General features: G+C 65.3%; 19 protein-coding genes. 5 read left to right on the forward strand and 14 right to left on the reverse strand.

Features of this window, described 5'->3' with window-relative positions:
• The 3 genes from VGH68_RS17740 to VGH68_RS17750 form a co-directional block, all read right to left on the reverse strand.
• Nucleotides 1–187, reverse strand: a 187-nt coding sequence (locus VGH68_RS17740) for a nitrite reductase (NAD(P)H) small subunit (RefSeq protein ID WP_331604965.1), incomplete at its 3' end; no start/stop codon positions are given.
• Between the two features lie 63 nt (nucleotides 188–250).
• Nucleotides 251–2791, reverse strand: coding sequence for a nitrite reductase large subunit NirB (nirB, locus tag VGH68_RS17745; RefSeq protein ID WP_331604966.1), 2541 nt, complete (start codon nucleotides 2789–2791; stop codon nucleotides 251–253).
• A gap of 550 nt (nucleotides 2792–3341) precedes the next feature.
• Nucleotides 3342–4235: an MOSC domain-containing protein gene (locus VGH68_RS17750; protein WP_331604967.1), complete on the reverse strand. Its 894-nt coding sequence runs from the start codon at nucleotides 4233–4235 to the stop codon at nucleotides 3342–3344.
• A gap of 407 nt (nucleotides 4236–4642) precedes the next feature.
• Here VGH68_RS17750 and VGH68_RS17755 point away from each other — a divergent pair, with 407 nt between their 5' ends.
• The gene (locus VGH68_RS17755; protein ID WP_331604968.1) at nucleotides 4643–5047 is read left to right on the forward strand and encodes a GlcG/HbpS family heme-binding protein; all 405 of its coding nucleotides are present in this window, start codon (nucleotides 4643–4645) and stop codon (nucleotides 5045–5047) included.
• A 94-nt stretch (nucleotides 5048–5141) separates the two neighbouring features.
• On the forward strand, nucleotides 5142–7316 hold the full coding sequence (locus tag VGH68_RS17760) for a malate synthase G (RefSeq protein WP_331604969.1): 2175 nt from the start codon (nucleotides 5142–5144) through the stop codon (nucleotides 7314–7316).
• 125 nt (nucleotides 7317–7441) lie between these two features.
• Here VGH68_RS17760 and VGH68_RS17765 read toward each other — a convergent pair whose 3' ends face one another.
• From VGH68_RS17765 to VGH68_RS17790, 6 genes are all read right to left on the reverse strand, one after another.
• Complete coding sequence (locus VGH68_RS17765; RefSeq protein WP_331604970.1) at nucleotides 7442–10177, reverse strand: putative bifunctional diguanylate cyclase/phosphodiesterase; 2736 nt, start codon at nucleotides 10175–10177, stop codon at nucleotides 7442–7444.
• Nucleotides 10178–10221: 44 nt separating this feature from the next.
• Nucleotides 10222–10587, reverse strand: coding sequence for a response regulator (locus VGH68_RS17770; protein WP_331604971.1), 366 nt, complete (start codon nucleotides 10585–10587; stop codon nucleotides 10222–10224).
• Nucleotides 10588–10618: 31 nt separating this feature from the next.
• Nucleotides 10619–11158: a hypothetical protein gene (locus tag VGH68_RS17775; RefSeq protein ID WP_331604972.1), complete on the reverse strand. Its 540-nt coding sequence runs from the start codon at nucleotides 11156–11158 to the stop codon at nucleotides 10619–10621.
• Complete coding sequence (locus VGH68_RS17780) at nucleotides 11155–11898, reverse strand: methyl-accepting chemotaxis protein (RefSeq protein ID WP_331604973.1); 744 nt, start codon at nucleotides 11896–11898, stop codon at nucleotides 11155–11157. Before VGH68_RS17780 ends, VGH68_RS17775 begins: the two co-directional genes overlap by 4 nt.
• A gap of 8 nt (nucleotides 11899–11906) precedes the next feature.
• Nucleotides 11907–14324, reverse strand: coding sequence for an ATP-binding protein (locus VGH68_RS17785; protein ID WP_331604974.1), 2418 nt, complete (start codon nucleotides 14322–14324; stop codon nucleotides 11907–11909).
• Nucleotides 14325–14677: 353 nt separating this feature from the next.
• A complete protein-coding gene (locus tag VGH68_RS17790) occupies nucleotides 14678–14977 on the reverse strand; it encodes a YciI-like protein (RefSeq protein WP_331604975.1) in 300 nt (99 codons plus the stop codon).
• A 360-nt stretch (nucleotides 14978–15337) separates the two neighbouring features.
• Here VGH68_RS17790 and VGH68_RS17795 point away from each other — a divergent pair, with 360 nt between their 5' ends.
• The 3 genes from VGH68_RS17795 to VGH68_RS17805 all read left to right on the forward strand — a co-directional run bounded on the left by VGH68_RS17795 (nucleotide 15338) and on the right by VGH68_RS17805 (nucleotide 17461).
• On the forward strand, nucleotides 15338–15634 hold the full coding sequence (locus VGH68_RS17795; protein ID WP_331604976.1) for a PsiF family protein: 297 nt from the start codon (nucleotides 15338–15340) through the stop codon (nucleotides 15632–15634).
• Nucleotides 15635–15943: 309 nt separating this feature from the next.
• Complete coding sequence (locus VGH68_RS17800) at nucleotides 15944–16393, forward strand: hypothetical protein (RefSeq protein ID WP_331604977.1); 450 nt, start codon at nucleotides 15944–15946, stop codon at nucleotides 16391–16393.
• A gap of 477 nt (nucleotides 16394–16870) precedes the next feature.
• The gene (locus tag VGH68_RS17805) at nucleotides 16871–17461 is read left to right on the forward strand and encodes a BPSL1445 family SYLF domain-containing lipoprotein (RefSeq protein WP_331604978.1); all 591 of its coding nucleotides are present in this window, start codon (nucleotides 16871–16873) and stop codon (nucleotides 17459–17461) included.
• 373 nt (nucleotides 17462–17834) lie between these two features.
• On the opposite strand, the gene VGH68_RS17810 is transcribed toward VGH68_RS17805, so the two are convergent.
• The 5 genes from VGH68_RS17810 to VGH68_RS17830 all read right to left on the reverse strand — a co-directional run bounded on the left by VGH68_RS17810 (nucleotide 17835) and on the right by VGH68_RS17830 (nucleotide 23536).
• Nucleotides 17835–18905 (reverse strand): glycosyltransferase family 4 protein, encoded by a 1071-nt coding sequence (locus tag VGH68_RS17810; protein ID WP_331604980.1) that lies wholly within the window; start codon nucleotides 18903–18905, stop codon nucleotides 17835–17837.
• 394 nt (nucleotides 18906–19299) lie between these two features.
• On the reverse strand, nucleotides 19300–20712 hold the full coding sequence (otsA, locus tag VGH68_RS17815; protein WP_331604982.1) for an alpha,alpha-trehalose-phosphate synthase (UDP-forming): 1413 nt from the start codon (nucleotides 20710–20712) through the stop codon (nucleotides 19300–19302).
• A gap of 135 nt (nucleotides 20713–20847) precedes the next feature.
• Complete coding sequence (locus VGH68_RS17820; protein WP_331604993.1) at nucleotides 20848–22077, reverse strand: mechanosensitive ion channel family protein; 1230 nt, start codon at nucleotides 22075–22077, stop codon at nucleotides 20848–20850.
• 153 nt (nucleotides 22078–22230) lie between these two features.
• Complete coding sequence (locus VGH68_RS17825; protein WP_331604983.1) at nucleotides 22231–22587, reverse strand: Rap1a/Tai family immunity protein; 357 nt, start codon at nucleotides 22585–22587, stop codon at nucleotides 22231–22233.
• A gap of 205 nt (nucleotides 22588–22792) precedes the next feature.
• On the reverse strand, nucleotides 22793–23536 hold the full coding sequence (locus tag VGH68_RS17830) for an ankyrin repeat domain-containing protein (RefSeq protein ID WP_331604984.1): 744 nt from the start codon (nucleotides 23534–23536) through the stop codon (nucleotides 22793–22795).
• Nucleotides 23537–23547: the final 11 nt, after the last annotated feature.

Genomic DNA, 23547 nt, shown 5'->3' on the forward strand with positions numbered 1-23547 from the left:
CGTGCGAAGCCGGATCGAAGTTTTCGATCGCGTAGACAGCGGGCGCGCAGTTCGCGTCGGCGCCGCCGTCCACATGAAACACCGCTACCTGTTCACCGTTCACCAATGCGCATACACCGGTATTCGGCACGATGTCGTCGAGCGGGCAGATCGCGGTCCATGCGTGCGGCAAGTGGTCGTTTTTCATCGCTGGCGTCCTTGACGAGTGGGTTCCAGATAACGTGGTGACAATGCGGCTTCAGGTGTGAGGTCAAACCGTCTCGACGACGACCGGAATCGCAACCAGCGCCGTCTGCCGTTCGGCGGGCGTCGCTGGCCGGATCTGGCCGCGTTGCTCGACGAACGCGACGTTGCCGTCGGCCTCGCCGCTGTTGACGAAATGACGGAAGCGCTTGCGCGTCTCCGGGTCGGTGACGGCCTTCTTCCATTCGCATTCGTAGGTATCGATCACGTGCCGCATGTCCGCTTCGAGTTCCGCGGCGACGCCCAGGCGATCGTTGACGATCACGTCGATCAGATAGTCGAGCCCGCCTTCGAGGTTGTCGCGCCACACGCTGGTGCGCTGCAGCCGATCGGCGGTGCGCACGTAGAACATCAGGAAGCGGTCGATGTAACGCACCAGCGTCGCGTGATCGAGGTCGGACGCGAGCAGCTCCGCGTGCCGCGGTTTCATCCCGCCGTTGCCGCACACGTACAGGTTCCAGCCCTTCTCGGTCGCGATCACGCCGACGTCCTTGCCCTGCGCTTCCGCGCATTCGCGCGTGCAGCCCGATACGCCGAACTTGATCTTGTGCGGCGTGCGCAGTCCCTTGTAGCGATGCTCGAGCTCGACCGCGAGGCCGACGGAGTCGCCCACGCCATACCGGCACCACGTCGAGCCGACGCACGACTTCACCGTGCGCAGCGATTTGCCGTACGCGTGGCCCGATTCGAACCCGGCGTCGATCAGTTCCTCCCAGATCGACGGCAATTGCTCGACACGCGCGCCGAACAGATCGATCCGCTGACCGCCGGTGATCTTCGTGTAGAGGCCGTATTTCTTCGCCACCTGCGCGACCGCGATCAAGCCGTCGGGCGTGACCTCGCCGCCGGCCATGCGCGGCACCACCGAATAGGTGCCGTCGCGCTGGATATTCGCGAGGTAGTAGTCGTTGGTGTCCTGCAGTGATGCGTGCTCCTTTTTCAGCACGAATTCGTTCCAGCAAGACGCCAGGATGCTCGCGATCACCGGCTTGCAGATATCGCAGCCGAGTCCGCGGCCGTGCTTCGCGAGCAGCGCGCCGAAACTGCGCAGGCCCTCGACGCGCACCAGGTGATAAAGCTGCTGGCGCGAATACGGGAAGTGTTCGCAGACGTGGTTGTTGACCGCGAGGCCCTGCTTTTTCATCTCGGCCTTCATCACCTGCGTGACGAGCGGCACGCAGCCGCCGCACGAGGTGCCCGCGCCGGTCGCGCTCTTCAATGCGCCGATATCGGTCGCGCCCGCGCACACGGCCGCGCAGAGTGCGCCCTTCGACACGTTGTTGCACGAACAGATCTGCGCGGCGGCCGGCAGCGCATCGACGCCGAGCGCTGGTTTCGCGCGGCCGTCCGCTTGCGGCAGGATCAGGAATTCGGGTGCTTCCGGTAACTCGATGCGGTTGAGCATCATCTGCAGCAGCGTGCCGTATTCGCTCGCGTCGCCGACCATCACACCGCCGAGCAGATACTTGCCACAGTCGGACACGACCAGCTTCTTGTAGATCTGTTTGCGTTCGTCGCTGAACCGATAGGTGCGGCTGCCGGGCGTGGCGCCGTGCGCGTCGCCGATACTCGCGACGTCGACGCCCATCAGCTTGAGCTTGGTGCTCATGTCGGCGCCCGCGAAGACGGCGCTGTCTCCGCTCAGCTGCTTCGCGACCACGCGCGCCATGTCGTAGCCCGGCGCGACCAGTCCGAACAATTGGCCTGCCCATAGCGCGCATTCGCCGATCGCGTAGATATGCGCGTCGCTGGTGCGACACGTATCGTCGATCACGATGCCGCCACGCGCGCCGAGTTCGAGCCCGCACGCGCGCGCGAGATCGTCGCGCGGACGGATGCCCGCCGAGAACACGATCATGTCGGTGTCGAGATGGCTGCCGTCGGCGAACTGCATGCGGTGCGTGCCCGCTTCGCCGTCGACGATCGCCGTGGTGTTCTTGCCGGTATGGACGCTCACGCCGAGCGCTTCGATCCGCTCGCGCAGCACGCGTGCGCCGCCGTCGTCCACCTGCACCGCCATCAGGCGCGGCGCAAATTCGACGACATGCGTTTGCAGCCCCAAATCGCGCAGCGCTTTCGCGCATTCGAGACCGAGCAGACCGCCGCCGACCACCGTCCCGGTTCTCGCGCGCGCGCCGTACGCGCGCATCGCTTCGAGATCGTCGAGGGTCCGGTAGACGAAGCAGCCATTGCGCTCGCGGCCCGGCACCGGCGGCACGAACGGATATGAACCGGTCGCGAACACGAGGCGGTCGTACGGTAACGTTTCGCCGGTCGAGACGGTCACGGTGCGCGCGTCGCGATCGACCGCGACGGCCTTCGCGTTCAGCTTGAGCAGCACGTTATGGCGCACGAAGAAACCCGGCTCCACCAGCGAAAGGTCGTCGGCGCTCTTGCCCGCGAAGAACTCCGACAGATGCACGCGATCGTAAGCCGGCCGCGATTCTTCGCCCAGCACCGTGATCTCGAGTCCGTGCCCGGCATCCTGCGCGAGGCATTCGACCAGCTTGTGGCCGACCATCCCGTGACCGATAACGATGATTTTCATGAGCGCGCTGTCCTTTGGCCTGGTGCGAAAGCGGTTGCGAAAACAAAAACGGCGTCCCGCGAATCCAGCCGATGGCTGAATCCGGGGGACGCCGTTGTCCTGTTCGGTGATGCAGTAGCGCGTGCGGTGATGCGGCAGGCGCGGCGGACCGCCGTTGGCCCGTTGGCGACACTTGATGCAAAGGCTGTGCCAATGACGACGAAGACGTCGGCAAGCGCGGCGGCGCGGGGTTTCCGGGGCACTGGCGAATTCGAAGCGGCGCACGCGCGCGACGCGTTTCGATGCGGCAAAGCACAGCGATGGTGCGACGCAGCACTACGTGCGTGCGAGAGCTGCGCACCTATACGTGCGGGGTCGGTGAGTCTTCGGCGCTAGCGGAGCGCCGATTGTGCGTCCGCGCCACGCGACCGGGGAGCCGGCACCGGCGCCGGCGCTTGCGCGCGGCTCGCTGTGCGGGGGCGGTGTGCGGCGAGCCCGCACGCTTGCATCGATCGACGCCGCCGGCCCGCATCGCGACAGTCAGTGCGGCGAGGCCGGCCGCTTGCGCAAGTCAATCAGCAAACCCCAACTGCGCTTCGACTTGCTGCCCCACCCTCAAGCACGCGCCCGCGCCGCGCGCGACGAGCGCGTTGTTGCCGAACGTGACCGCGCCGTGGAAGTGCGGATTCGCGCGATAGCCCAGCATCGTATCGGTGGGCTCGTTGGGCCACGCCGGGTCGGGCGCGCCGCGTGCCTGATCGATGGTCGGCATCGGGCAGCGCGTGCACAGCTTGACAAGCCGCAGCTCGATAGGGGGATCGTCGCTGGCGCCGCCGTTGGCCGCGACATCGGCGCTCAGCGTCTCCAGATAGTCTTCCTCGTACGCATCGAGGCCGCTCAGCACGATGTTCGGACGGAAGCGGTCGATCGGGATCGACGGCGCGCCCTTGCCGTTCAGCCGCGCGTTGAGGTCGTCCAGCGATGCCTGGCCGACCACCAGCAGCGGAAAGCCATCCGCGAAAAAAGTCGTGGCGCCGCCGGTGCTCGCGGTGTAGCCGGGGTCGACGATGCGCTCGCGCGCGGGATTGAAGCGCAGCAGCCGCGCCGGCACGCCGAGGAATTCGGTGAACCATGCGGCGGCTTGGTCGCCGGTGTCGAGGCCGTGGGCCGCGTCGCGCCAAACCTTGGTATCCACATTGGGGGCGGCGTGGAGGCGCGCGGCATCGAGCGGGGTGCGCAGTTCCGGCATCTCCGGCGCGCGCACGATCAGGTCCTGCTCGCCGATCTCGACGCGGATCAGCGCCATGCGCGGATAGGCGCGCTGCGTGAGCATCGTGCCGTCGGGGTCGGTGATCATCCAGTTACGGTCGTATTCGAGTCCGGTCGCCAGCAGGCGTGCCTCGCTCAGCGCGATGCCCGCGCAGGACTTGATCGGATAGACGAATAGTTCGCTGATGGTCGGCATGGTCGGGGCGCGTGGGCGGCGCGCTTTGGGCGGTGGAGAGGCGATTGTAAAGCGCTGTGCGCTTAGGCTTCCAGCGACAGCGACGCGAGTGTCGGTCGCGCGCGGCTCGCCCGCGTGGCATCGCGCTTGCGGTGGCGCTTTTGCGCGCTCTGGTGGCGCGCCGGCCCGGGTTGACACGTTGGCCGCCTTGATCGCGCTTGCCGGCCGGGCGGTCGCCACGCCGAGTCCATCGGTGTACGCAGGCCGCTCGCCACCTGCGCGGCGCGGCCCAGGGAAGCCGCCGTTTCGCGCCGCCGCGCCGGGAAGTAGAATCCTCTGATCTCGCGCCGATGCCAGGCGCCGCATCACCGGTCACTGAAAAAATCCAGTAGAAACTTCCCTACCCTCACCGAGACAGGACCTCCACCATGCTAAGCAAACCCGTATTGACCGTGGCTGAAACGACCCGCATCCTCGAGGCCGCCCGCGCGGAAGCCGAGAAGAACAAGTGGGCCGTCGCGATCGTGGTCGCCGACGACGGCGGCCATCCGCTCGCGCTGCTGCGCCTCGACGGCAGCGCGCCGTCGAGCTCTTATATCGCCACCGAGAAGGCGCGCACCGCGGCGCTCGGGCGCCGCGAAACCAAGGTCTATGAAGACATGATCAATAACGGCCGCACCGCCTTTCTGAGCGCGCCGCTGCTCGGCACCCTCGAAGGCGGCGTGCCGGTGATCGTCGATGGCCAGGTGATCGGCGCGGTCGGCGTGTCCGGCGTCAAGTCCGACCAGGACGCGCAGATCGCGAAGGCCGGCATTCAGGCACTGGCCGGCTGACGCGCGCGCCGGTTAGCCGGCGGCAGGAAGACAACCCCATGGCACAACGCGGACCGATGCCCCCTCATCGGTCGCATCACAGATGGAGCAGTCGATGACTCAGATGAACCCGCGCGGCGGACTGCAAGTCGCCGCCAATCTCGACCAGTTCGTTGAAACCGAAGCCCTGCCCGGCACCGGAATCGACAGCGCCACTTTCTGGTCGGGTTTCGACGCCCTCGTTCACGAGTTGGCGCCCAGGAACCGCGCGCTGCTAGCCGAGCGCGACCGCCTGCAAAGCGAACTCGATAACTGGCATCGCGCGAATCCCGGCCCGGTGCGCGATCTGCACGCGTACCGCGCATTTCTCGAAGGCATCGGCTATATCGTGCCCGCGCCCGCCAGCGTCCAGGCCACGACCGACCACGTGGACACGGAAATCGCCGAACAGGCCGGCCCGCAACTGGTCGTGCCGCTGTCGAACCAGCGCTATGCGCTGAACGCGGCGAACGCGCGCTGGGGCAGCCTGTACGACGCGCTGTACGGCACCGACGCGATCCCCGACACCGATGGCGCCGAGCGGCAGAAAGCCTACAACCCGGTACGCGGCGCCGCGGTGATCGCCTACGCACGCCGGTTCCTCGATCAGGCCGCGCCGCTCGCGAACGGCTCGCATGCCGACGCGACCCGCTATAGCGTCGACGGCGGCCAGCTCGTCGTCGCGTTGAAGAACGGCACCAGCGCGCTGCAAACGCCTGCGCAGTTCATCGGCTATCAGGGCGACGCGAGCGCGCCGTCCGCGGTGCTGCTCAAGCATCACGGCCTGCACATCGAAATCCACATCGACGCGAACGACCCGACCGGCAAAACCGATGCCGCGCAGGTGAAGGATGTGGTCGTCGAAGCGGCGCTCACCACGATCATCGATTGCGAGGACTCGGTCGCGGCCGTCGACGCCGATGACAAGGTGCAGCTCTATCGCAACTGGCTCGGCTTGATGAACGGCGATCTGACCGAAGAGGTTACGAAAAACGGCAAGACCTTCACGCGCCGGCTCAACCCGGATCGCGAATACACCAGCGCGGACGGCAAGTCGCAGGTCAAGCTGCATGGCCGCTCGCTGCTCTTCATTCGCAATGTCGGCCATCTGATGACCAACCCGGCGGTGCTGACGAAAGACGGCCACGAGATTCCGGAAGGCATTCTCGATGCGGTGATGACCACGCTGTGCGCGCTGCGAGACCGGCAGAACAGGCTCAATTCGCGCACCGGCTCGATCTATATCGTGAAGCCGAAGATGCATGGTCCGCTCGAAGTCGCGTTCGCGAGCGACCTGTTCGCGCGCGTCGAAGACCTGCTGAAACTGCCGCGCAACACGATCAAGATGGGCATCATGGACGAGGAGCGCCGCACCAGCGTGAACCTGCTGGCGTGTATCGCCGAGGCGTCGGCGCGCGTCGCGTTCATCAATACGGGCTTTCTCGATCGCACCGGCGACGAGATGCATTCGGCGATGGAAGCCGGCCCGATGATGCGCAAGGGCGACATGAAGTCGAGCCAGTGGATCACGTCGTACGAGCGCAGCAACGTGCTGGCGGGTTTGAGCGCGGGTCTGCGTGGCCGCTCGCAGATCGGCAAGGGGATGTGGGCCATGCCGGACCTGATGCACGCGATGCTCGAACAGAAGATCGGACATCCGAAGGCTGGCGCGAACACCGCATGGGTGCCGTCGCCGACCGCCGCGACGCTGCATGCGCTGCACTATCACCAGGTCGACGTGCAGGCGGTCCAGCAGGAGATGGAGCGCACCCGCTATGAAACCGTGCGCGACGAACTGCTCGACGGCCTGCTGACGATTCCGGTGGTCGAAAAGGCGCAGTGGAGCGACGATGAAATCCGCGCGGAACTCGACAACAACGTGCAGGGCATCCTCGGCTACGTGGTGCGCTGGATCGATCAGGGCGTCGGCTGCTCGAAGGTGCCGGACATTCACAATGTCGGCCTGATGGAAGACCGCGCGACGCTGCGCATTTCGAGCCAGCACATCGCGAACTGGCTGCGTCACGGCGTGGTCGACCGTGAGCGGGTCGAACAGACGTTCAAGCGCATGGCGAAGGTGGTCGACGCGCAAAACGCCGGCGATCCGCTTTATCAGCCGATGGCGCCCGGCTTCGACACGATCGCGTTCAAGGCCGCGCAGGCACTCGTGTTCGAAGGACGCGAGCAGCCGAACGGGTACACCGAGCCGCTGCTGCACAGGTTCCGGCTCGAGGTGAAGCAACACGGTTGATGCCACCCTGCTCCGTGCTCGCTGGGCCTCGTACACATCACATCAGGCCGGCTGACACGACTACGGGCGCCGCCTGATGCGGCGCCCGTTTTTTTAACCACGCGCCGCGTCCGCCCGCGGCTTCATCAGACGCTCGCGTCGGCCCGGAACCAGCTGTCGGTCAACCGGCTCGCGCGCACGGCCGGACTATAGAGAAAACCTTGCGCGGCGTGGCAGCCGTGATCGAGCAGGAACTGCTTCTGCGACTCTAGTTCCACGCCTTCCGCGATCAGATCGAAGCCCATCGCATTCGCGACGTTGATGACCGCCAGCGTCAGCGCCTCATATTGCGCATCGCGGCCGATCTCCCGCACGAACGCGCGATCGATCTTGAGCCGGTCGATCGTGAAATTCCTGAGATGGCTCAGGCTCGAATAGCCGGTGCCGAAATCGTCGAGCGCGATACGCACGCCACGGCGGCGTAACTGGCCGAGCGAACGCGCGGCGTCGTCGACATTGCGCATCAGCGCCCCTTCGGTGACCTCCAGTTCCAGCAGATGCGCGGGCCAGCCGGTTTCCTGCAAAACCTCGTTGACGGTGGCCGCCAGATCGGAATGTTCGAGTTGAACCGGCGACACGTTCACCGACAGCGTCAACTCCGCAAGGCCGCTGTTGCGCCATTCGAGCGCCTGACGGCAGGCCGTGCGCAGCACCCATTCGCCGATTTCGTGGATCAGGCCGGTTTCCTCGGCGACCGGCACGAAGGTCGCCGGCGACACGTCGCCCAACTCCTCGTCATGCCAGCGCAACAGCGCTTCGACACCGACGATGCCGCCGTGCCGCATGTCGATCTGCGGCTGATACTCGAGGCTCAGCGCGCTACTGCGCACCGCGTGACGCAGCCGCGTGGACAGATGCAGGCGCCGCGCGACGGTCTGATTCAGTTCCGGCCGGTAGAACTGATAGTTCGAACCGCCGCGCGTCTTGGCCACGTACATCGCCGCATCGGCGTTGCTGATCAGCGTGTCCGCATCGGTGCCGTCGTCCGGATAGGAACTCACGCCCACACTCGCCGCGACATACAGTTCCGCGCCATCGACGTTGAACGGTTCGGCCATCACGCGTACCAGCCGGTCGAGCAGCATCAGCAGATGCGCGGCCGGGCAGCGCTCGACGAGAATCACGAATTCGTCGCCGCCATAGCGCGACACCAGATCGGTCCCGCGCACCGTGCGCTGCAGCCGCTGCGCGACCGCGACGAGCAGCGCGTCGCCGGCGCGGTGGCCGAGCGAATCATTCACTTCCTTGAAGCGGTCGAGATCGACGAAAACCACCGCCAGATTGCTCTGCTCCAGCGCGGCGGCGGCAATCGCGGCACCCAGCCGCTGTGCGAGCAGATTGCGATTCGGCAGATCGGTCAGCGCATCGAGCCGCGCCTGGCGTTCGAGCTGATCCTGATAGTCGACGATCGCGGTGACATCGCTCAACACGCCGACGTGATACGTGACGCCCCCCTGATCGCGCACCGGTGAAACGACCACGTTGACGAACGAGCGCCGGCCGTCCTTGCGGGTCAGCGGCAACGTGACGTTCGCTTCGCCGTCGGTCACGATTGCGTGGTCCACTTCGCTCCACGCCTCAGGCTGGCCGATCAGCGCATAGAGCTTGTGCCACTGCGCATTGACGATGTCGTCGAGCGAATGGCCGGTGATCCGTTCGAAAGCGGGATTCGCGTGCGTGATGACATGGCGCCCGGATTGATGCTCGACGATCAGCAGCCCGTTGCTGCTCGCGTCGATCGCGCGGCTTTGCACCCGCAGCGCAATCTGCGCGTCGTGCTGCGACGTGATGTTTTCATAGACGATCAATACGCCGACCACCGCATTGATCTCGTCGCGCAACGGCAGGCGGCTTTCGCGCACCCACATTTCGCGTCCGCTCGCGGTGGTCACGCGGCGTTCCGACGTGACCATCGAGCGCTCGCTGCTCAGCACCTGCTGGTCGGCGGCGGCGCAGGCCGCCTGATCGTCTTTCCAGCGGAGTTGCCGGTCCTCGCGTCCCACCAGCGCGTCGCCCGAACTCAGACCGGCATCGCGCGCATACACACCGTTGCCGCCGAGATAGCGCAACTGGCTGTCTTTCCATGCAATGCCATGAGGAATCTGGTCGAGTACGGTGCGCAGCATGCGCCGCGATTCGGACGCCGATCGCAACGCGTGGCGCAGATGGCGCGCGATGCGGCCGTTCCAGCTGATCAGCATGATCACCAGCGCGGCCGCGGTCACCGCGGAGATCATCAGCCAGCGCGCGACTTTCGCGGCTTCGACCGACGACGCGGTCACCGCGACCCCGAGATGCTGATCGGCCGCGACGCGCAATTCCACGACGTGCGTGAGCACCGCATAGAACCACGCGTCGATTTCGCCGAGTTCCGTATCGTTGAGCGCGACCACCTCCCGGTGGTTGTATTGCCTTGCCGCGAGCGCATCGCTGCGTGCCGCCAGTTGCCGGATCATCGCGTCGAGATCCGACAGCCGCACGTCGCATTGCCGGTCGGTGCCGCACCGCGCGCGCGCATCGGCGATCAGGTCCAGCAGTTCGGCGAGCGGAAACTTCAGCTTCGGGCGATCGTAGAACGCCCGGGTACTGATGACCGTGTAAAGATCGCCATGCTGGTCCAGCATGATCTGCTGCAATTCGTCGAGGTCGTGCTTGAACTGACCCGCTGCCTGTAACGTGCGCAACGCGTCGTTCTGGTCGGCCGTCTGTTTGAGCGACAAATAGGTGCTGGCCGCAATCGCGCCCAGAATCACCGCGACCACCAGCGCCGTGACCGCGCTGCGAAGCGCGTCGCCCGCGAAGATACGCGTTTTCATTTGCATGGCCCGCGCCGGCCGGCCGCTCGCCGAGCCTCCGCTGCCAGCGATCAACCCGCCAGTTTCCTGAACGTTTCGAGCACCGCATCGCCTTTGAACGGCTTGACGATCCAGCCCTTCACGCCCGCCGCCTTGCCGCGCTCTTTCATCGCCGGGCTGCTTTCGGTCGTCAGCATGATCACGTTGACGGTCCTGTTCGCGAGCTCACCGCGAATCTTCTCGACCATCGTCAGGCCGTCCATGTTCGGCATGTTCACGTCGCTGACGATCAGTTTGATATTCGAATCCGTCTTCAGCTTCGTCAGTCCATCCTTGCCGTCAGTCGCCGTCGCGACGTCGAGACCGTTTTTCGCCAGAAAACCCGCGACCTCGTCGCGCACCGTGCTCGAATCGTCCACCACCAGAATCTTTGCCATGCCAGGCTCCTTGCGTCATCGACGCGTTGAATCAAAAGAGTTCGAGTTCGCCTTCGCTCTCGTCGGCCGTTGCGAGTTCGGCCCTGAAATCGAGCGGTGCCTGCGCGCACAGACATAAGGTCACGCCGAGCCGCGCGGTCCCGCCGATCAGCAGCTCGTACGCCCACACGTGGGCGGGGCGTAGCTCGTCCAGGTAATCGACGCAGGCGCTGTTCAATTCATACGGCGTCGACATGCCGAGATCGGGAAAGTAATTCACCAGTTGCTGGTTCATATAGCCGCAACACAGATTGGCGAATTCCATCAGCGTGTCCGGCAGCGAGCGGGTCGTGTCGCCGCCCCCGTAGTACCCGCGCGTCGCGTCGTCGTTGTCGAAGTGCAGCACGAACAGCAACCGGAATGCGATCGACGAGATCGTCAGCACCATCGCATGACGCGCGGCCGGATGACCGGCATCCCACATCGGCGCGGCGGTGATCTCGCATGAATCGCCCGGCTTCGCGGGCAGGCGCGTGCGAGCCGCCTGGCAGAATATTTCCGCGATGCTGTGTCTGGTCTGATCGGTAATCACGCGGCGGCCTGCTCGAGTCGGGATTGAAACCGCGTCGCCAGCACTTCGACGCCGCCGAGCGTCGCCGTGATCATCTTGCCGCCCGCCTGGATGTCCTGGAACGTCGCGGCAGTCGTCAGATCGTTGCGATGCAGACTCTCGCGATAGCTCTTCGACAGATCCTGCGAGCGCGACGCCAGCGAGCGCACCTCGCTCGCGACGATCGAGAAGCCGCGCCCCGCACTGCCGGCGCGCGCCGCTTCGATCGACGCATTCAGCGACACGATCAGCACATGCTGGACGATCGACGACAGTTCCTGGTTCTTCTTGTGCATGTCGCGGTTCTGCGACATCAGCGAGATCATCTGCTCGTGCCAGCGCTCGAACGTGATCGACAGCGATTTCAGACGCGCTGCTTCTGCGGCTATTTGCGTCGCATGCTGCAGCCATTCGCCGTGGCGCGCGCTGGCGTCGTCGAGCGATGCATGCAATGCGTCGCGCTCCTGCGCGTACTGCCCGGCCTGCGCGCGCAGCCCGGCGAGAGTCGACTCCAGTGCCGCGTATTCGCTGCCGGTCTGCTCGAGTCGTTCTCGCGCCGCGTCCAGCTGTTTTTCGAGCGCCTGCCGCGCGAGCGCGTCCAGCTGCCCGGCGTGGGCGACGGCACCGAGTTTCCTGCGATAGAACCACGCGGTGGCAAGCGCGGTCACGATGCCGCCCATGCACGCGGCCAGAAGATAACTTTGCAACACAATCCACTCCATCGTTTTGCTCAATCTGCTACCGCATCCGCATCGCGCGGTTGTTCCCGCGTCGGGGCTTGCGCTTGCGTATCGTCGGCATCGTCCGCATCGTCGGCCGCGGCGAGACTGTCCACCGCCCACGCTTCGGGGAACGACACGACGGTCTGGAAGCGCCGATAGTCGGCGCCGCGCCGCTCGTCGGTAAAGCGCAATTCGATGCGGCCATGCTCGCGCCGCACGAGCTCGCGCACGGCATCCATGCCGACGCCGCGCCCTGATATCGCACTGACGGTCTGAGCGGTCGAGAAGCCGGCACGGAAGATCAACTCCGCGATCGCCTCGTCGCTGATGGGCGCGTGCGCGTCGATCCAGCCGCGTTCGATCGCGGCCGCGCGAATCTTCGCGAGCGCGAGCCCGCGGCCATCGTCGCTGACGGTGATCTGCAGCGCGTGATTGTCGACGCCCACTTCCAGATCGATCACGCCGGCCGCCGGCTTGCCGTTCGCGATCCGCTCGGCGTCAGGCTCGATGCCATGGTCGAGCGAATTGCGCAGCAGGTGCGTGAACACATTGCGAAGCGTGCTGCTGGCCTGATTGCGCACGCGGTAGCCGTTGTCGTCGATCCGCACCGACGGCGCCGGCTTGCCGAGTTCGCCAGCCAGAGACGGCAGCGATTCGATCACGCCCGCGAGCGCTTCGTAGACCGATTCGGTGCCGAGCACGCGCAACTCGCGCTGCAAGGATTCGCGCATCGACGCGAGCGCTTCGCGATCGGCCGGGTCCGCGCTTTCGAGGATGTGCAGCTGCTTTTCGATCAGCTCGCGATCGATCATCAGATAGCGCTCCGCACCGCCGCGCTGGCTCGAACGCTTGCGGCCGAGGCTGACTTCGTTGATCGTCGCGTAGGTTTCGAGCGCCGCCTTCACGCGCTGCAAGTCTTCGATCAGCAGTTGCTGGTCCCACGTTTCGCTGCTGTCCGCGCGGCGCAGCGCGTCGTAGCGCTGCTCGGTCTCGTGCACGATGCCGGTCAGATGCTGCAGGCTGTAGGTGCGCGCATTGCCCTTGACGGTATGCATGTTGCGGAACAGTTCGGCCACTGCCTCATGGCTCGGCTCGTGATGCTGACGGATGATCCGCTCGTTCTCGCTGATAAAGTCCGTCGCGCTGGCGACGAAGTGATGGAACTTCTCCTCGCTCACCGCGAGGATCTCGCCGATCATTTCGAGGCGGCGTTTCTGCTCGCCGGCCTCCGCGGAGAGCGCGCGCAACTCCGTCACGTCGCGCACGCACAGCATCAGGCGCCGCACGACGTCGTTTTCGTCGGTGATCGCCGACCAGCTCAGGTCCAGCGTCTTCACGCGGCCATCGGGCATCGGCTTCGCGATTTCGTTGATCAGCAGATGCTGGTTGAACTCGAAGTTCATGCTGTCTTCGCCGAGACAGGCGTCGAGCGCGGCTTCGATCTGCGCGAGCGCATCGCTGCTGATATCGGCGCCGCCAAACACCAGATCAAGCAGCGGCCGGCCCGCGATCTCGCTGGTCTCGAAGATCGCCTCCAGATACGCGGAGTACTCCGGATGCACGAGCGCGCCCTCCACCACCGTCAGAATGCCCTGCTGCATGTTCTGCAACATCGCCTGGATGTCGGCGCTCTTCTGCTTCAATTGCAGCGAGCTTTGCTGGATCTTCGCGATCATCCCGTTGAACGCGACGATCGAATGACCGATCTCGTCCATGCGGCCGACCGGCACTCGGCGCGTGAAGTCCTGGCTCGACGCGATCTCGCTCATCATCAGCTGCATACGGCTCAGCGGCCCGGTGATCTGGCGATACAGCAGCGCGCTCACCAGCAGCAGCACGATGATGGCCGCGCCGGTCGCCCCAGCGATCGCGGTCGTGGTGGTGGATAGCGACCTGTTCAGCGCGTCGATCGCTTCGTCTTTCTGACGGTTTTTTTCGATGCGCAGCGTCTCGACGATGCCTTCGAGTTCATCGCGGTACTCGGCGACGTTCGCGAACAGATAGGCCTGCGCCAGTTCGTTCTTGCCGTCGGCTTTCATCTTCGCGGTGTCGTTGACCGCGCCGAAATAGTTGGCGAGGCTTTCTCTCGCCTGGGCGACGAGGCCGGTCTGGGCCTGGCCTTGGGCAGCTTTCGCCTGAAGGTCGAGCGCCGCGCTCAGTGACGCTTCCGTGCTCCTGAGCTGAGCCTGAGCCTGCGACACCATGTTCGCGTCGGGCGCGTAGACGAGCGTCATCATCGCGAGCTGGACGTCCTTCACCTGCGACACCAGGTCCGCCGACGCGAGCGCGCTGGGCACGACGCCCTGCGTAACCTGCCTCACGTTGACGGCGCTGTTGCGGGTCTGAAGCACAGCGTATCCACCAATGGCGGATAGCGCGACGAGCATCAGAATGACGAGAAGCGCAATGCGGTGACGGATGGTCATCTGAAGTTCCCCGAGTTCTGGACAAGCAAGATCTCCCGCTTTGCGCGGGCCGCCCGTGTGATGTTGTGCGTTCGGGCGCGGGGATTATCGTCGCGGATTCGTGACGAAGACGTGACGAAATCGTGCAAACAACCGTCGTGTTGAGGCTTTGAAAAATAAAGCCGGAAAAGCATATCCAAGGGCTGATACGGACTTAAGTTTGCGGGAAAAATGCCGTTATTGACTGCCCGCGGCAATCGACTCCCGTTGCGGGCACATCATCTGGCGATTCTCGGAATAGCGCCCGTCAAGCCGCGTCACAGTATGCGTCGATGGCCGGTCAACGCAGCTGTCAGCCCTTAGCTGTCAGCCCTTTATCCGCGCACGGGTTTGGACGCGTGCTCACCGACGACGGTGGTCCACTCGCGCACCCGCCAACGCGACACGAGCCCCGCCAGCACGTACGGGTCCGCTTTCGCAAACGCTTCGGCGGCTGCGGGCGAGGCGCCATTGAAAAGCAGCACCGCGCCGTCGGTGGGCTCGGCCAATGCGCCGGCCAGCAGCAGTTCACCGCGCTCGGCAGCGGCCCACGCGAGTTTCAGATGCGCGTCGCGATACTGGCCGCGCCGCTCCAGATAGTCGGGTACCAGGTCGTACATCAGCAGATAATGCATGCGAGGCTCCTTGCGAGGTTAACGAGTGTCGGGAATGTCGGCAGTGCCGGTGAACGGGACCATTGCTGTATTCAGTTTCATTTGCGGCAATACAGAGGTCCGTTGATCTTTTTATCAAATCAAGCCAATCAATCGCAAACCGGATTTTGAAATTGACCGGATAGGTTCTGCATAGGCATCGCATAGCGTACGGTCCATCCCTGCCCGTCCCGTCAGGGAAAACGAGCGGCCGTGCGCTGTCAACCGGAACGCGTCGCCGTTCGTTCTCGCAGACGGCATTTGCCACAATGGATGCGCCGAGGGGCTCCCGCCCGCGGGCATGAACGAAGAAAAACGTTTTCACCACCGATGGAGTGTCCCATGAAAGTGCAATCCGCTTTTGCCGCGCTGCTGCTGGGTGCGGTGCTCGTGTCGCCGGCGTTCGCGGAGAATAGCCAGCAGACCAAAATGGCCGACTGTAACAAGCAGGCCGGCGACAAGAAGGGCGATGAGCGCAAGGCGTTCATGAAGACCTGCCTGTCCGCGAAACCGGCCGCCGCTGCTCCGATGAGCCAGCAGGACAAGATGAAGGTCTGCAACAAGCAGGCAGCCGACAAGAAGGGCGACGACCGCAAGGCGTTCATGAAGACGTGTCTGTCGTCGGCTCCGGCCAACTGATCACACCCGAGCCGAACCGGCGCCGCGCGACCAGCGCGGTGCCAGCTTCCTGATCGCCAGCGATCGCGCCGCTCCGCTCGCGCGCTATCCCGTCAACCGCGTGACACCTATCGCCACCCCGCTGTCTTCCGCTGCGCATCCCTGCGCTGACCGTCGCCCGCCAGACACCGCCGTTTTCTTCTATGATGGCTGCGGAGACGGCCCGCCCCTACATAATAAAGAACCAGGCTATATCAGCAGGCACGCTAGCCGGGCCGCCATCTTGTCGTTCGTTGTCGTTCGTGCGTTGCGCATCGATCGGAGGCAAGGATGGTATCGAAGCATAAAAACCGCTGGTTAAGGCGGTGGTTGGTGGTCGTCATATTTTGGGCTGTGCCCGTGGCGATCGTCGCGATCAACGAGATCCGCGAGGAAATGTCATATAACGCGGTCGATCTCGAGCGCGCCCTGACCAGTTGGACCTTCACCGACGCGCAACGGGCGGCCGGCGCGCCCGCGCACTGCCACGGCAAGCCCGACGCGGCGAAAGCCGCCGGCTGCCCGGCCGACGTGCTGGCCGCGAACGCGGCGCGTCAGCAGGACGCGATCAACGAGTACAGCGTGCGCCGCACGACGCTGATGTCTTATCTCTGGCATGCGTTCGTCGGCTACTGGGTGGTGCCGGCGGCGATCCTGTTCGCGATCGGCGTGATCATCGGCGGAGTGCGCCGCGCGCTGCGGCGCCCGCCTGCCGTCAAGAGCCCGGCCAATCACGGATGACAAGCCGCGTGCGTCGGCTCGCATTCGCCCGCACCGGGTTGCGCGCACTGCCGATACGCCGCCGCCTCTATTTGACCCGGATCTCACTGAAGCTCTTGCGTCGTTTCTCCATCGAGCACTGCTGTGCGGCGCCGGCGCAACACTTTCATTTCGATTTCAAATATTCAGCGGCCCCTGAAGAATCGGTAAAAAACGGGTGCGCTGGCCCGAAGCCTCGAAGCGGCCCCAAAATCGCCGCGTGCTGGGGATGTTTCGCGGCCACGACGTCCGCGTCGCGCTTGCGACGCGTTCGCGCAGCGTCGCGCGCCCCGGTCAGAATTACCCGATAGCACCTTACGAAATGCCTCAAAGCCCCGCCCCACAAGGGTTTTCGCGTGGGTGGCGGAATACGCCTTTTATGCGTTCGTGTGTTATAACTCAGAGGCAACCAGGCGAAACCACCCAGGTTGCGCCCCGGATCCATGACGGAGAAAAACGATGCAAAGACGACACTTCATGTTGAAGACCACCGCCGCGCTTGCTTTCGGAGGCCTTGCACTGGCGGGCTGCACGACGACGGGAACCAGCAGTCATGACACCGCCGCCACCGACACCTCGAAGCGGCATGCGATCGACGCGAGCGTCGACGGCACGCTGTCCAAACTGTTCACGACCGTGCCGGGCTCGCGCGAACTGGTATCGAAGGCGCGCGGCGTACTCGTGTTCCCATCGGTGCTGCAGGCGGGCTTTATCGTCGGCGGTCAGTATGGCGAAGGCGCGTTGCGCGTGAGTGGCGCGACCGTCGGTTACTACAGCACGGTTTCCGGTTCGTTCGGCCTGCAGGCGGGCGCACAGTCGAAAGCGATCATCTTCCTGTTCATGACGCAGGACTCGCTCGACAAATTCCGCAACGCCGACGGCTGGTCGGCCGGCGTCGATGCGTCCGTCGCACTCGTGAAGGTCGGCGCGAACGGCGCGGTCGACACGACGACGGCCACCGCGCCGGTGCAGGTGTTCGTGCTGACCAACGCTGGCCTGATGGGCGACGTGTCGCTGCAAGGCACGAAGGTCTCGCGGCTGAAGATCTGAGCGCGCAGCGCGTGCGTTCAGAGCGCGGCCGAAGTGCGCGCTGGATGCCGCGGTAGGCGCAGTGGCACACGCTCACGAAAGCGGCGGACTTCGCGGGCCGTAGGTCCGCCATACGTCAATCGGCGTGGCGCTGTCGTTGGCTCGTACCAGCGGCGATGGCTGCCGCTGGCGCCGCTTCGGCCCGGGCACCGGAACCGCGTCCGGTCGAAGCCGCGGGAAAGCCCGTTACAGGGCTTGGCGCGGCTTTTTTGCTGCCATCGCGCCGTCTTTCTGGCGCCCACCTACCTCGCACGAACCAGCCATAAAAAACGGCGATGCGCATCGCACATCGCCGCTCCTTTCATCGCTCTTCGGGCTAGTCGAGCGACCCGCGTCAACCACCCGACGACGAATCGACCACCTTCAGGCGCGAGCGCTTCTGCGCGCGAATCACCGACTGATAGGCGTCCACGTACTGCCGCGCCATCGAGTGCGATGTGAAGCGCTCCTCGAAGCGCCGCCGCACGCCCGCACGGGGCATCTTATGCAGCCGGTTGACCGCCGCCACCGCGCCGATCTCGTCTTCGACGATAAAGCCCGTCAGGCCCTCTTCCAGCACTTCCGGCACCGAGCCGCGGTTGAACGCGACCACCGGCGTGCCGCACGCCATCGCCTCGATCATCACGAGGCCGAACGGCTCCGGCCAGTCGATCGGAAACAGCAGCGCATGCGCGCCCGACAGAAACTCGGCCTTCTGAGCGTCGGCGATCTCGCCGATGTATTCGACGTACGGCAAATCCAGCAACGGCCGGATGTCACGTTCGAAGTATTCGCGGTCGGCCGCGTCGACTTTCGCGGCAATACGAATCGGTATCCCGCAGCGCCCCGCAATCCGGATTGCGGTATCGACGCGCTTTTCCGGCGAAATCCGGCCGAGAAACGCGAGGTACTTCTGCTCGACCGGTTGCGGCGTATAAAGCTGCTCTGGCAGCCCGTGGTAGACGGTGGTGAGCCAGCGGGCCTGCGGTAGCGGATGACGCTGCGCGTTCGAAATGGAGATCACCGGCGCGGTGTTGAAGGTGTCGAATACCGGCTGCTGCTCGGGCAAATCGAGACGCCCGTGCATCGTCGTGACGAACGGCGTGTTCTGGCGCTTAAACACCGAAAACGAGTAGTAGTCGAGGTGAAAGTGCAATACGTCGAAGTCTTCGGCCTGGCGGCGCACCAGTTCCATCAGCAGCATATGCGGCGCAACGCGATCGCGGATCCCCGGGTCCAGACGCAGTGCGCGCGGCCACACCGCTTCGAGTTTCGCGCTGGTCACGGAGTCACCGCTCGCGAACAGCGTCACGTCATGGCCCTGCTCGACCAGCGCTTCGGTGATGTACGACACGACGCGCTCGGTGCCGCCATACAGCTTCGGCGGCACGGACTCGGTCAGCGGGGCGATCTGCGCAATCTTCATGTTTGGTCTCCGTGGTCTGACGGCTTCGCGGGCGGTGCCCGCAGCCGCTGCGTTGGCACTATGCACGAGCGGCGCACGGCGTGACAGCGCCGTTGCAACCGGTCATTGCGCGCGCGTCGTGTGGGCACGCGCGCTCGTGCGGTATCGCCCATTATTGCCTGGCGTCGCGCGTAAAGCCGCTGGTCTTGCATTTGCTCCGCGCTGTTACAAACGGCTTACATCCGGTGACAGACAGCGCAGCCGAGCGCGAGGCGGCCAGGCGCCCGAGGGCACGGCCACCCGCGAGATGCGGCGTCAAGCGTAGCAGTACGGCCCGGCATCAGCGCTGGGCCGGCGCAGCGCGCCCCGACCGCACCACACCGCACCACACCGCACCACACCGCACGGTGCGGCGTCACCGATGCCCGTCGCCCTTGGCCGGCTTTCGCACCGGCATGCTGCGCAAGTTTTTGAGGAAGGTGTCGCGCCACACGCCGAGGTCGTTCTTGCGCAGCGCGGCCATATTGATTTCGTGACGCCGCTGGCGCGCGTCGAGCGGCATCTGCAGCGCGCGCTGCAACGCCTCGCACATGCCGATCGCGTCGTGCGGATTGACGAGCAGCGCGCCGGACAGCTCCGCTGCCGCGCCGGCGAAAATCGACAGTACCAGCACGCCGGGGTCGGCCGGATTCTGCGCGGCGACATATTCCTTCGCGACGAGGTTCATGCCGTCGTGCAGAGGCGTGACGAAGCCAATCTGCGATTCGCGGAACAGCGACATCAGCTTCCAGCGGTCGTATTGCTGGTTCAGATAACGGATCGGCGTGTAGTCGAGGCCCGAGTAGCGGCCATTGATGCGCCCCGCCTCGTATTCGAGATCCTGACGGATTTTCTGATAGGTGACGACGTCCGAGCGCGTCGGCGGCGCGATCTGCACGAGCGTGACGTTGCCGCGCCATTCCGGCGAGCGCTCGAGCAGCAATTCGAACGCGCGAAAGCGTTCGACCAGCCCCTTCGAATAATCGAGCCGATCGACGCTCATGATCAGCTTGCGCCCCTCCAGACTCTGCTTCAGATCGAGCACGTGCTGGCGGCTTTCATAGCGCTTCGCCTGCTCGGCGATTTCATCGGGGAACACGCCGATCCGGTACACGCCGGTGCGCAGTTTGCGCCCGAATGCCTCCACCATGCCATCGGCGCTGACGCTGCCGCGCGCGTGGCGCGACACGTAATCGTGGAACGCCTGGCGGTCCGTCTCGGTCTGGAAGCCGAGCAGGTCGTAGCACGACAGCGACTTCACGAGCTCTTCGTGCGGCGGAATGTTCAGCAGGATCTGCGGCGCGGGAAACGGAATATGCAGGAAGAAGCCGATGCGGTTGGTTACGCCCTCGGCGCGCAGCGCCTCGGCGAACGGGATCAGGTGATAGTCGTGAATCCAGATCACGTCGTCGGGTTGCAGCAGCTTGACGAGCTTGTGCGCGAGCCATGCGTTGACGCGCCGGTAGCCCGCGTATTCCTCGCGTTCGTAACGCGCGAGGTCGTTGCGGTAGTGGAACACCGGCCACAGCGTTGCGTTCGAAAAACCGCGGTAGTACTGGTCGTAGTCCTTGCGCGTGAGGCCGACCGTCGCGAAAGTGACCGCGCCGTCCTGTTGGAGAACCGGCCCCGCATTGGCGACGCTCTCGCTGACCACGTCGCCGCTCCAGCCGAACCAGACCCCGCCCGCATCCTTCAGCGCGCCGAACACGCCGACCGCGAGGCCGCCCGCCGACCCTTTGGTCTCAGTCGGCGTCGCGACGCGGTTTGACACGACGATCAGTCGGGCCATGTTTGGATCTCCTCCTTGAGTTTATCGGGCCACGCAACGGGGTTGCCGGTGCGGTGCGGTGATTCGGTGGGCGCGGCCGCGCCCCGAAGATAGCAAATGCCGTGCCCGGCGCCAGCGCATCGGTGGCACGAACCACTACGCCTGCTCGCGGGCCTTTTGCGCGGCGCTGGCCACGCCCGCCTCCGGACGGCCGATGCGGCTCGCCACCGGATCGGCTTCGGTGTGCGCAGCGGTGCTGCCGGCTGGCGCATGCGCGCTGCGTGGCATCCAGTCGACCGTCTCGCCGTCGCCGGTTTCGAGTTCGGCCGACACCTCGGCGCGCGCACGCGGCAGGTACTCCGGATAGTGGCGCTGAACGAAGTCGAGGAGCCCTTCGCGCACGCGGCAACGCAGATCCCACGCGAGGCCCGAATCGGGTGCGCTGACGAGCGCGCGCAATTGCATCGCGCGTTCGGTGCAGTCGACGACCTGCAACACCTGCACGCGCCGATCCCATTCGGGCGCCCCCTCGACGAGGCGCGCAAGCTCCTCGCGCAGCGGCGCGAGCGGCATCCGGTAATCGACGAACAGAAATACCGTGCCGATGATCTGCGAGCTGCTGCGCGTCCAGTTCGTGAACGGATTTTCGATAAACCATTGCAGCGGCACGATCAGCCGGCGCTGATCCCATAGCCGCACCGACACGTAGGTGCCGCTGATTTCCTCGATGCGCCCCCACTCGTTCTCGATGACGACCACGTCGTCGAGGCGAATCGGCTGCGATAGCGCGATCTGCAGGCCGGCGATCAGGTTGCCGAGCACCGGGCGGGCGGCGATACCGGCGACCAGGCCGGCCACGCCGGCGGAAGCCAGCAAGCTCGCGCCGATCTGCCGGACGCTCGGCAGCGTCATCAGCGCGGCGCCCACACCGATGATGACGATGACGATCATCACCGAGCGCGCGAGCACCCTCGCCTGAGTATGAATGCGGCGCGCGTGCAGGTTATCGGCGGTATCGAGCGGGTGGGCGCGGATGATCGCCTCACCGATCGCCGCGGCCGAGCGCATCGACAGCCACGTGAACGCGGCGATCAGCAAGACCCCGGTGAAGTCGCGCAGCGGTTCGATGAAATTGAGCGTGTCGGGCGCCTCGGACCAGATCCAGTCGAACACGACGATCATGAGGACGAACAGCGAGGGCTTGTCGATATAGCGCACGACCAGGCTGGTGAGCGCATGAGGTTCGGCGAGACGCCGCACGATGCGCGAGCCAAAGCGGTGAACGCCGACGGCCACCAGCGTCATCAGGACCGTCACGATCAGCGCGCCGAGCCACGAGTGCAGCGGCGCGGCGGCCACCTGGCTGAAGTCGTAGAACGTGGACATAACGGGCATCTTCCTCCGGGCTCGAAGAGCGGCGGCGCGCCTGCGCGACTACCGGCATCTCATGTGTTCGTTCCGCCCGCCGGGGGAACGGCGACCACGGCACCCGGCGCGCCGGCCCCGGGGTGATACCCGCTGGCGGCGATGCGATGCGAATCAGTCGCCGCTCTTGCAGGGAAAGGCCTTGCCGAGTCCGAGCGAAATCGCGGTACTCGCGTTGTAGCCCGCGACGTTCGGGTTCTCGGCGATGTACTTGCGCACCGCGTCGGTCAACTGCGCGGAGCGCGCCTCCTGCGGCAGGCAGAAGTACTGGCCGACGCGCGGACCCGTGGTGCCGCCGATCGCGTCGATCGTGTTGAAAATGCCGTCGGCGGCGCCTTCTATATAGGCCGCGCAGGCGGCGCGCGAAGCCACGTCGGTCTTGGTGCACAGCTTGTTGAGGTCGCCTCCCGAAAACGCGGCTGCCGACAACGGCAAGGCGAGCGCGCCGGCGAAGATCAAAGCCCGCAGCATGGTGTTCCTTTCCATGGTTGTTTATCACGCGGTCTTTCGCCGCGTCCCCGACCGCGCGCCGCGGCGCGCAGAAGCCGTCATTCTGCACTGTTTTACGCGCTGGCAGCAGGCTGGCCGGCGCGTTGTCTGACGAGTCGGATCGAGCGGCACTGAAGTGCCGCGTCGACCACGCGTGCGCTGCGCCGCGGCCGCCCCGCTCGCCGGCTTATTGTTTCGGCTGCTGCATTTGCTGCATGCGCGCGCTGAGCCCTTCGACGACGTCCGGCTCCTTGTAGGTCTTCGCGAAATCGAGCGCCGTCATGCCGATCTGGTTCTTCACCGTCAGGTCCGCGCCGTTGTCGAGCAGCAGCTTGACGGTCGACACGTGGCCGCCGCGCGCGGCCATCATCAGCGGCGTGGTGCCGTTCGGCGAGCCCGCATCGACGTAGGCCGAATGGTCGAGCAGCACCTTGACGATGTCGTCGTGGCCGTTCGCGGCCGCATAGTGCAGCGGCGCCCAGCCCTTCTTGTTGACCTCGGCGTCTTTCGAGATCAGCAGATTGACGAGGTCGAGGTCACCGACGAGCGACGCCATCATCAGCGCGTTCTCGCCCGCCTTGTCCTGAATCTCGATATCGGTCTTCGGATTGGCGAGCAATGCGGCGGCCACCTTGTCCGATTTTTCGCGCGCGGCGATCACCAGCAGCGGCATGCCCTGGTTGTCGACGCTATTCGGATCCATGCCCTTGGCGAGCAGCTTGTTGACGCCGTCGATGTCGTCGAACTTGACCGACTTGATCAGCGAATCGATCGGCGTCGCGTGCGCGGGCACGGTGGCGAGCGAGCTCAACGCGGCGCACGCGAGCGTGAGCGCGAGCGCGCTACGCCGGGCCGGAGCCCACGCGCGGCGGGCAGCGCGCGGGGCGCAGGACGGTTGCGATGAGAACGTCGGCAGCGGAATGTTTTTCATATCTGGCTTCA

Source organism: Paraburkholderia sp., from assembly GCF_036488505.1.
In the GTDB taxonomy this organism is placed as follows: domain Bacteria; phylum Pseudomonadota; class Gammaproteobacteria; order Burkholderiales; family Burkholderiaceae; genus Paraburkholderia.

Excerpts from the sequence above, each read along its gene's own strand:
- VGH68_RS17770 (WP_331604971.1), bottom strand. The coding sequence starts at position 10,587 with ATGGCAAAGATTCTGGTGGTGGACGATTCGAGCACGGTGCGCGACGAG.
- VGH68_RS17780 (WP_331604973.1), bottom strand. The coding sequence starts at position 11,898 with ATGGAGTGGATTGTGTTGCAAAGTTATCTTCTGGCCGCGTGCATGGGC.
- VGH68_RS17785 (WP_331604974.1), bottom strand. The coding sequence starts at position 14,324 with ATGACCATCCGTCACCGCATTGCGCTTCTCGTCATTCTGATGCTCGTC.
- nirB (WP_331604966.1), bottom strand. The coding sequence starts at position 2,791 with ATGAAAATCATCGTTATCGGTCACGGGATGGTCGGCCACAAGCTGGTC.
- VGH68_RS17760 (WP_331604969.1), top strand. The coding sequence starts at position 5,142 with ATGACTCAGATGAACCCGCGCGGCGGACTGCAAGTCGCCGCCAATCTC.
- otsA (WP_331604982.1), bottom strand. The coding sequence starts at position 20,712 with ATGGCCCGACTGATCGTCGTGTCAAACCGCGTCGCGACGCCGACTGAG.
- VGH68_RS17825 (WP_331604983.1), bottom strand. The coding sequence starts at position 22,587 with ATGCTGCGGGCTTTGATCTTCGCCGGCGCGCTCGCCTTGCCGTTGTCG.
- VGH68_RS17765 (WP_331604970.1), bottom strand. The coding sequence starts at position 10,177 with ATGCAAATGAAAACGCGTATCTTCGCGGGCGACGCGCTTCGCAGCGCG.
- VGH68_RS17795 (WP_331604976.1), top strand. The coding sequence starts at position 15,338 with ATGAAAGTGCAATCCGCTTTTGCCGCGCTGCTGCTGGGTGCGGTGCTC.
- VGH68_RS17790 (WP_331604975.1), bottom strand. The coding sequence starts at position 14,977 with ATGCATTATCTGCTGATGTACGACCTGGTACCCGACTATCTGGAGCGG.
- VGH68_RS17810 (WP_331604980.1), bottom strand. The coding sequence starts at position 18,905 with ATGAAGATTGCGCAGATCGCCCCGCTGACCGAGTCCGTGCCGCCGAAG.
- VGH68_RS17830 (WP_331604984.1), bottom strand. The coding sequence starts at position 23,536 with ATGAAAAACATTCCGCTGCCGACGTTCTCATCGCAACCGTCCTGCGCC.
- VGH68_RS17755 (WP_331604968.1), top strand. The coding sequence starts at position 4,643 with ATGCTAAGCAAACCCGTATTGACCGTGGCTGAAACGACCCGCATCCTC.
- VGH68_RS17820 (WP_331604993.1), bottom strand. The coding sequence starts at position 22,077 with ATGTCCACGTTCTACGACTTCAGCCAGGTGGCCGCCGCGCCGCTGCAC.
- VGH68_RS17805 (WP_331604978.1), top strand. The coding sequence starts at position 16,871 with ATGCAAAGACGACACTTCATGTTGAAGACCACCGCCGCGCTTGCTTTC.
- VGH68_RS17800 (WP_331604977.1), top strand. The coding sequence starts at position 15,944 with ATGGTATCGAAGCATAAAAACCGCTGGTTAAGGCGGTGGTTGGTGGTC.
- VGH68_RS17750 (WP_331604967.1), bottom strand. The coding sequence starts at position 4,235 with ATGCCGACCATCAGCGAACTATTCGTCTATCCGATCAAGTCCTGCGCG.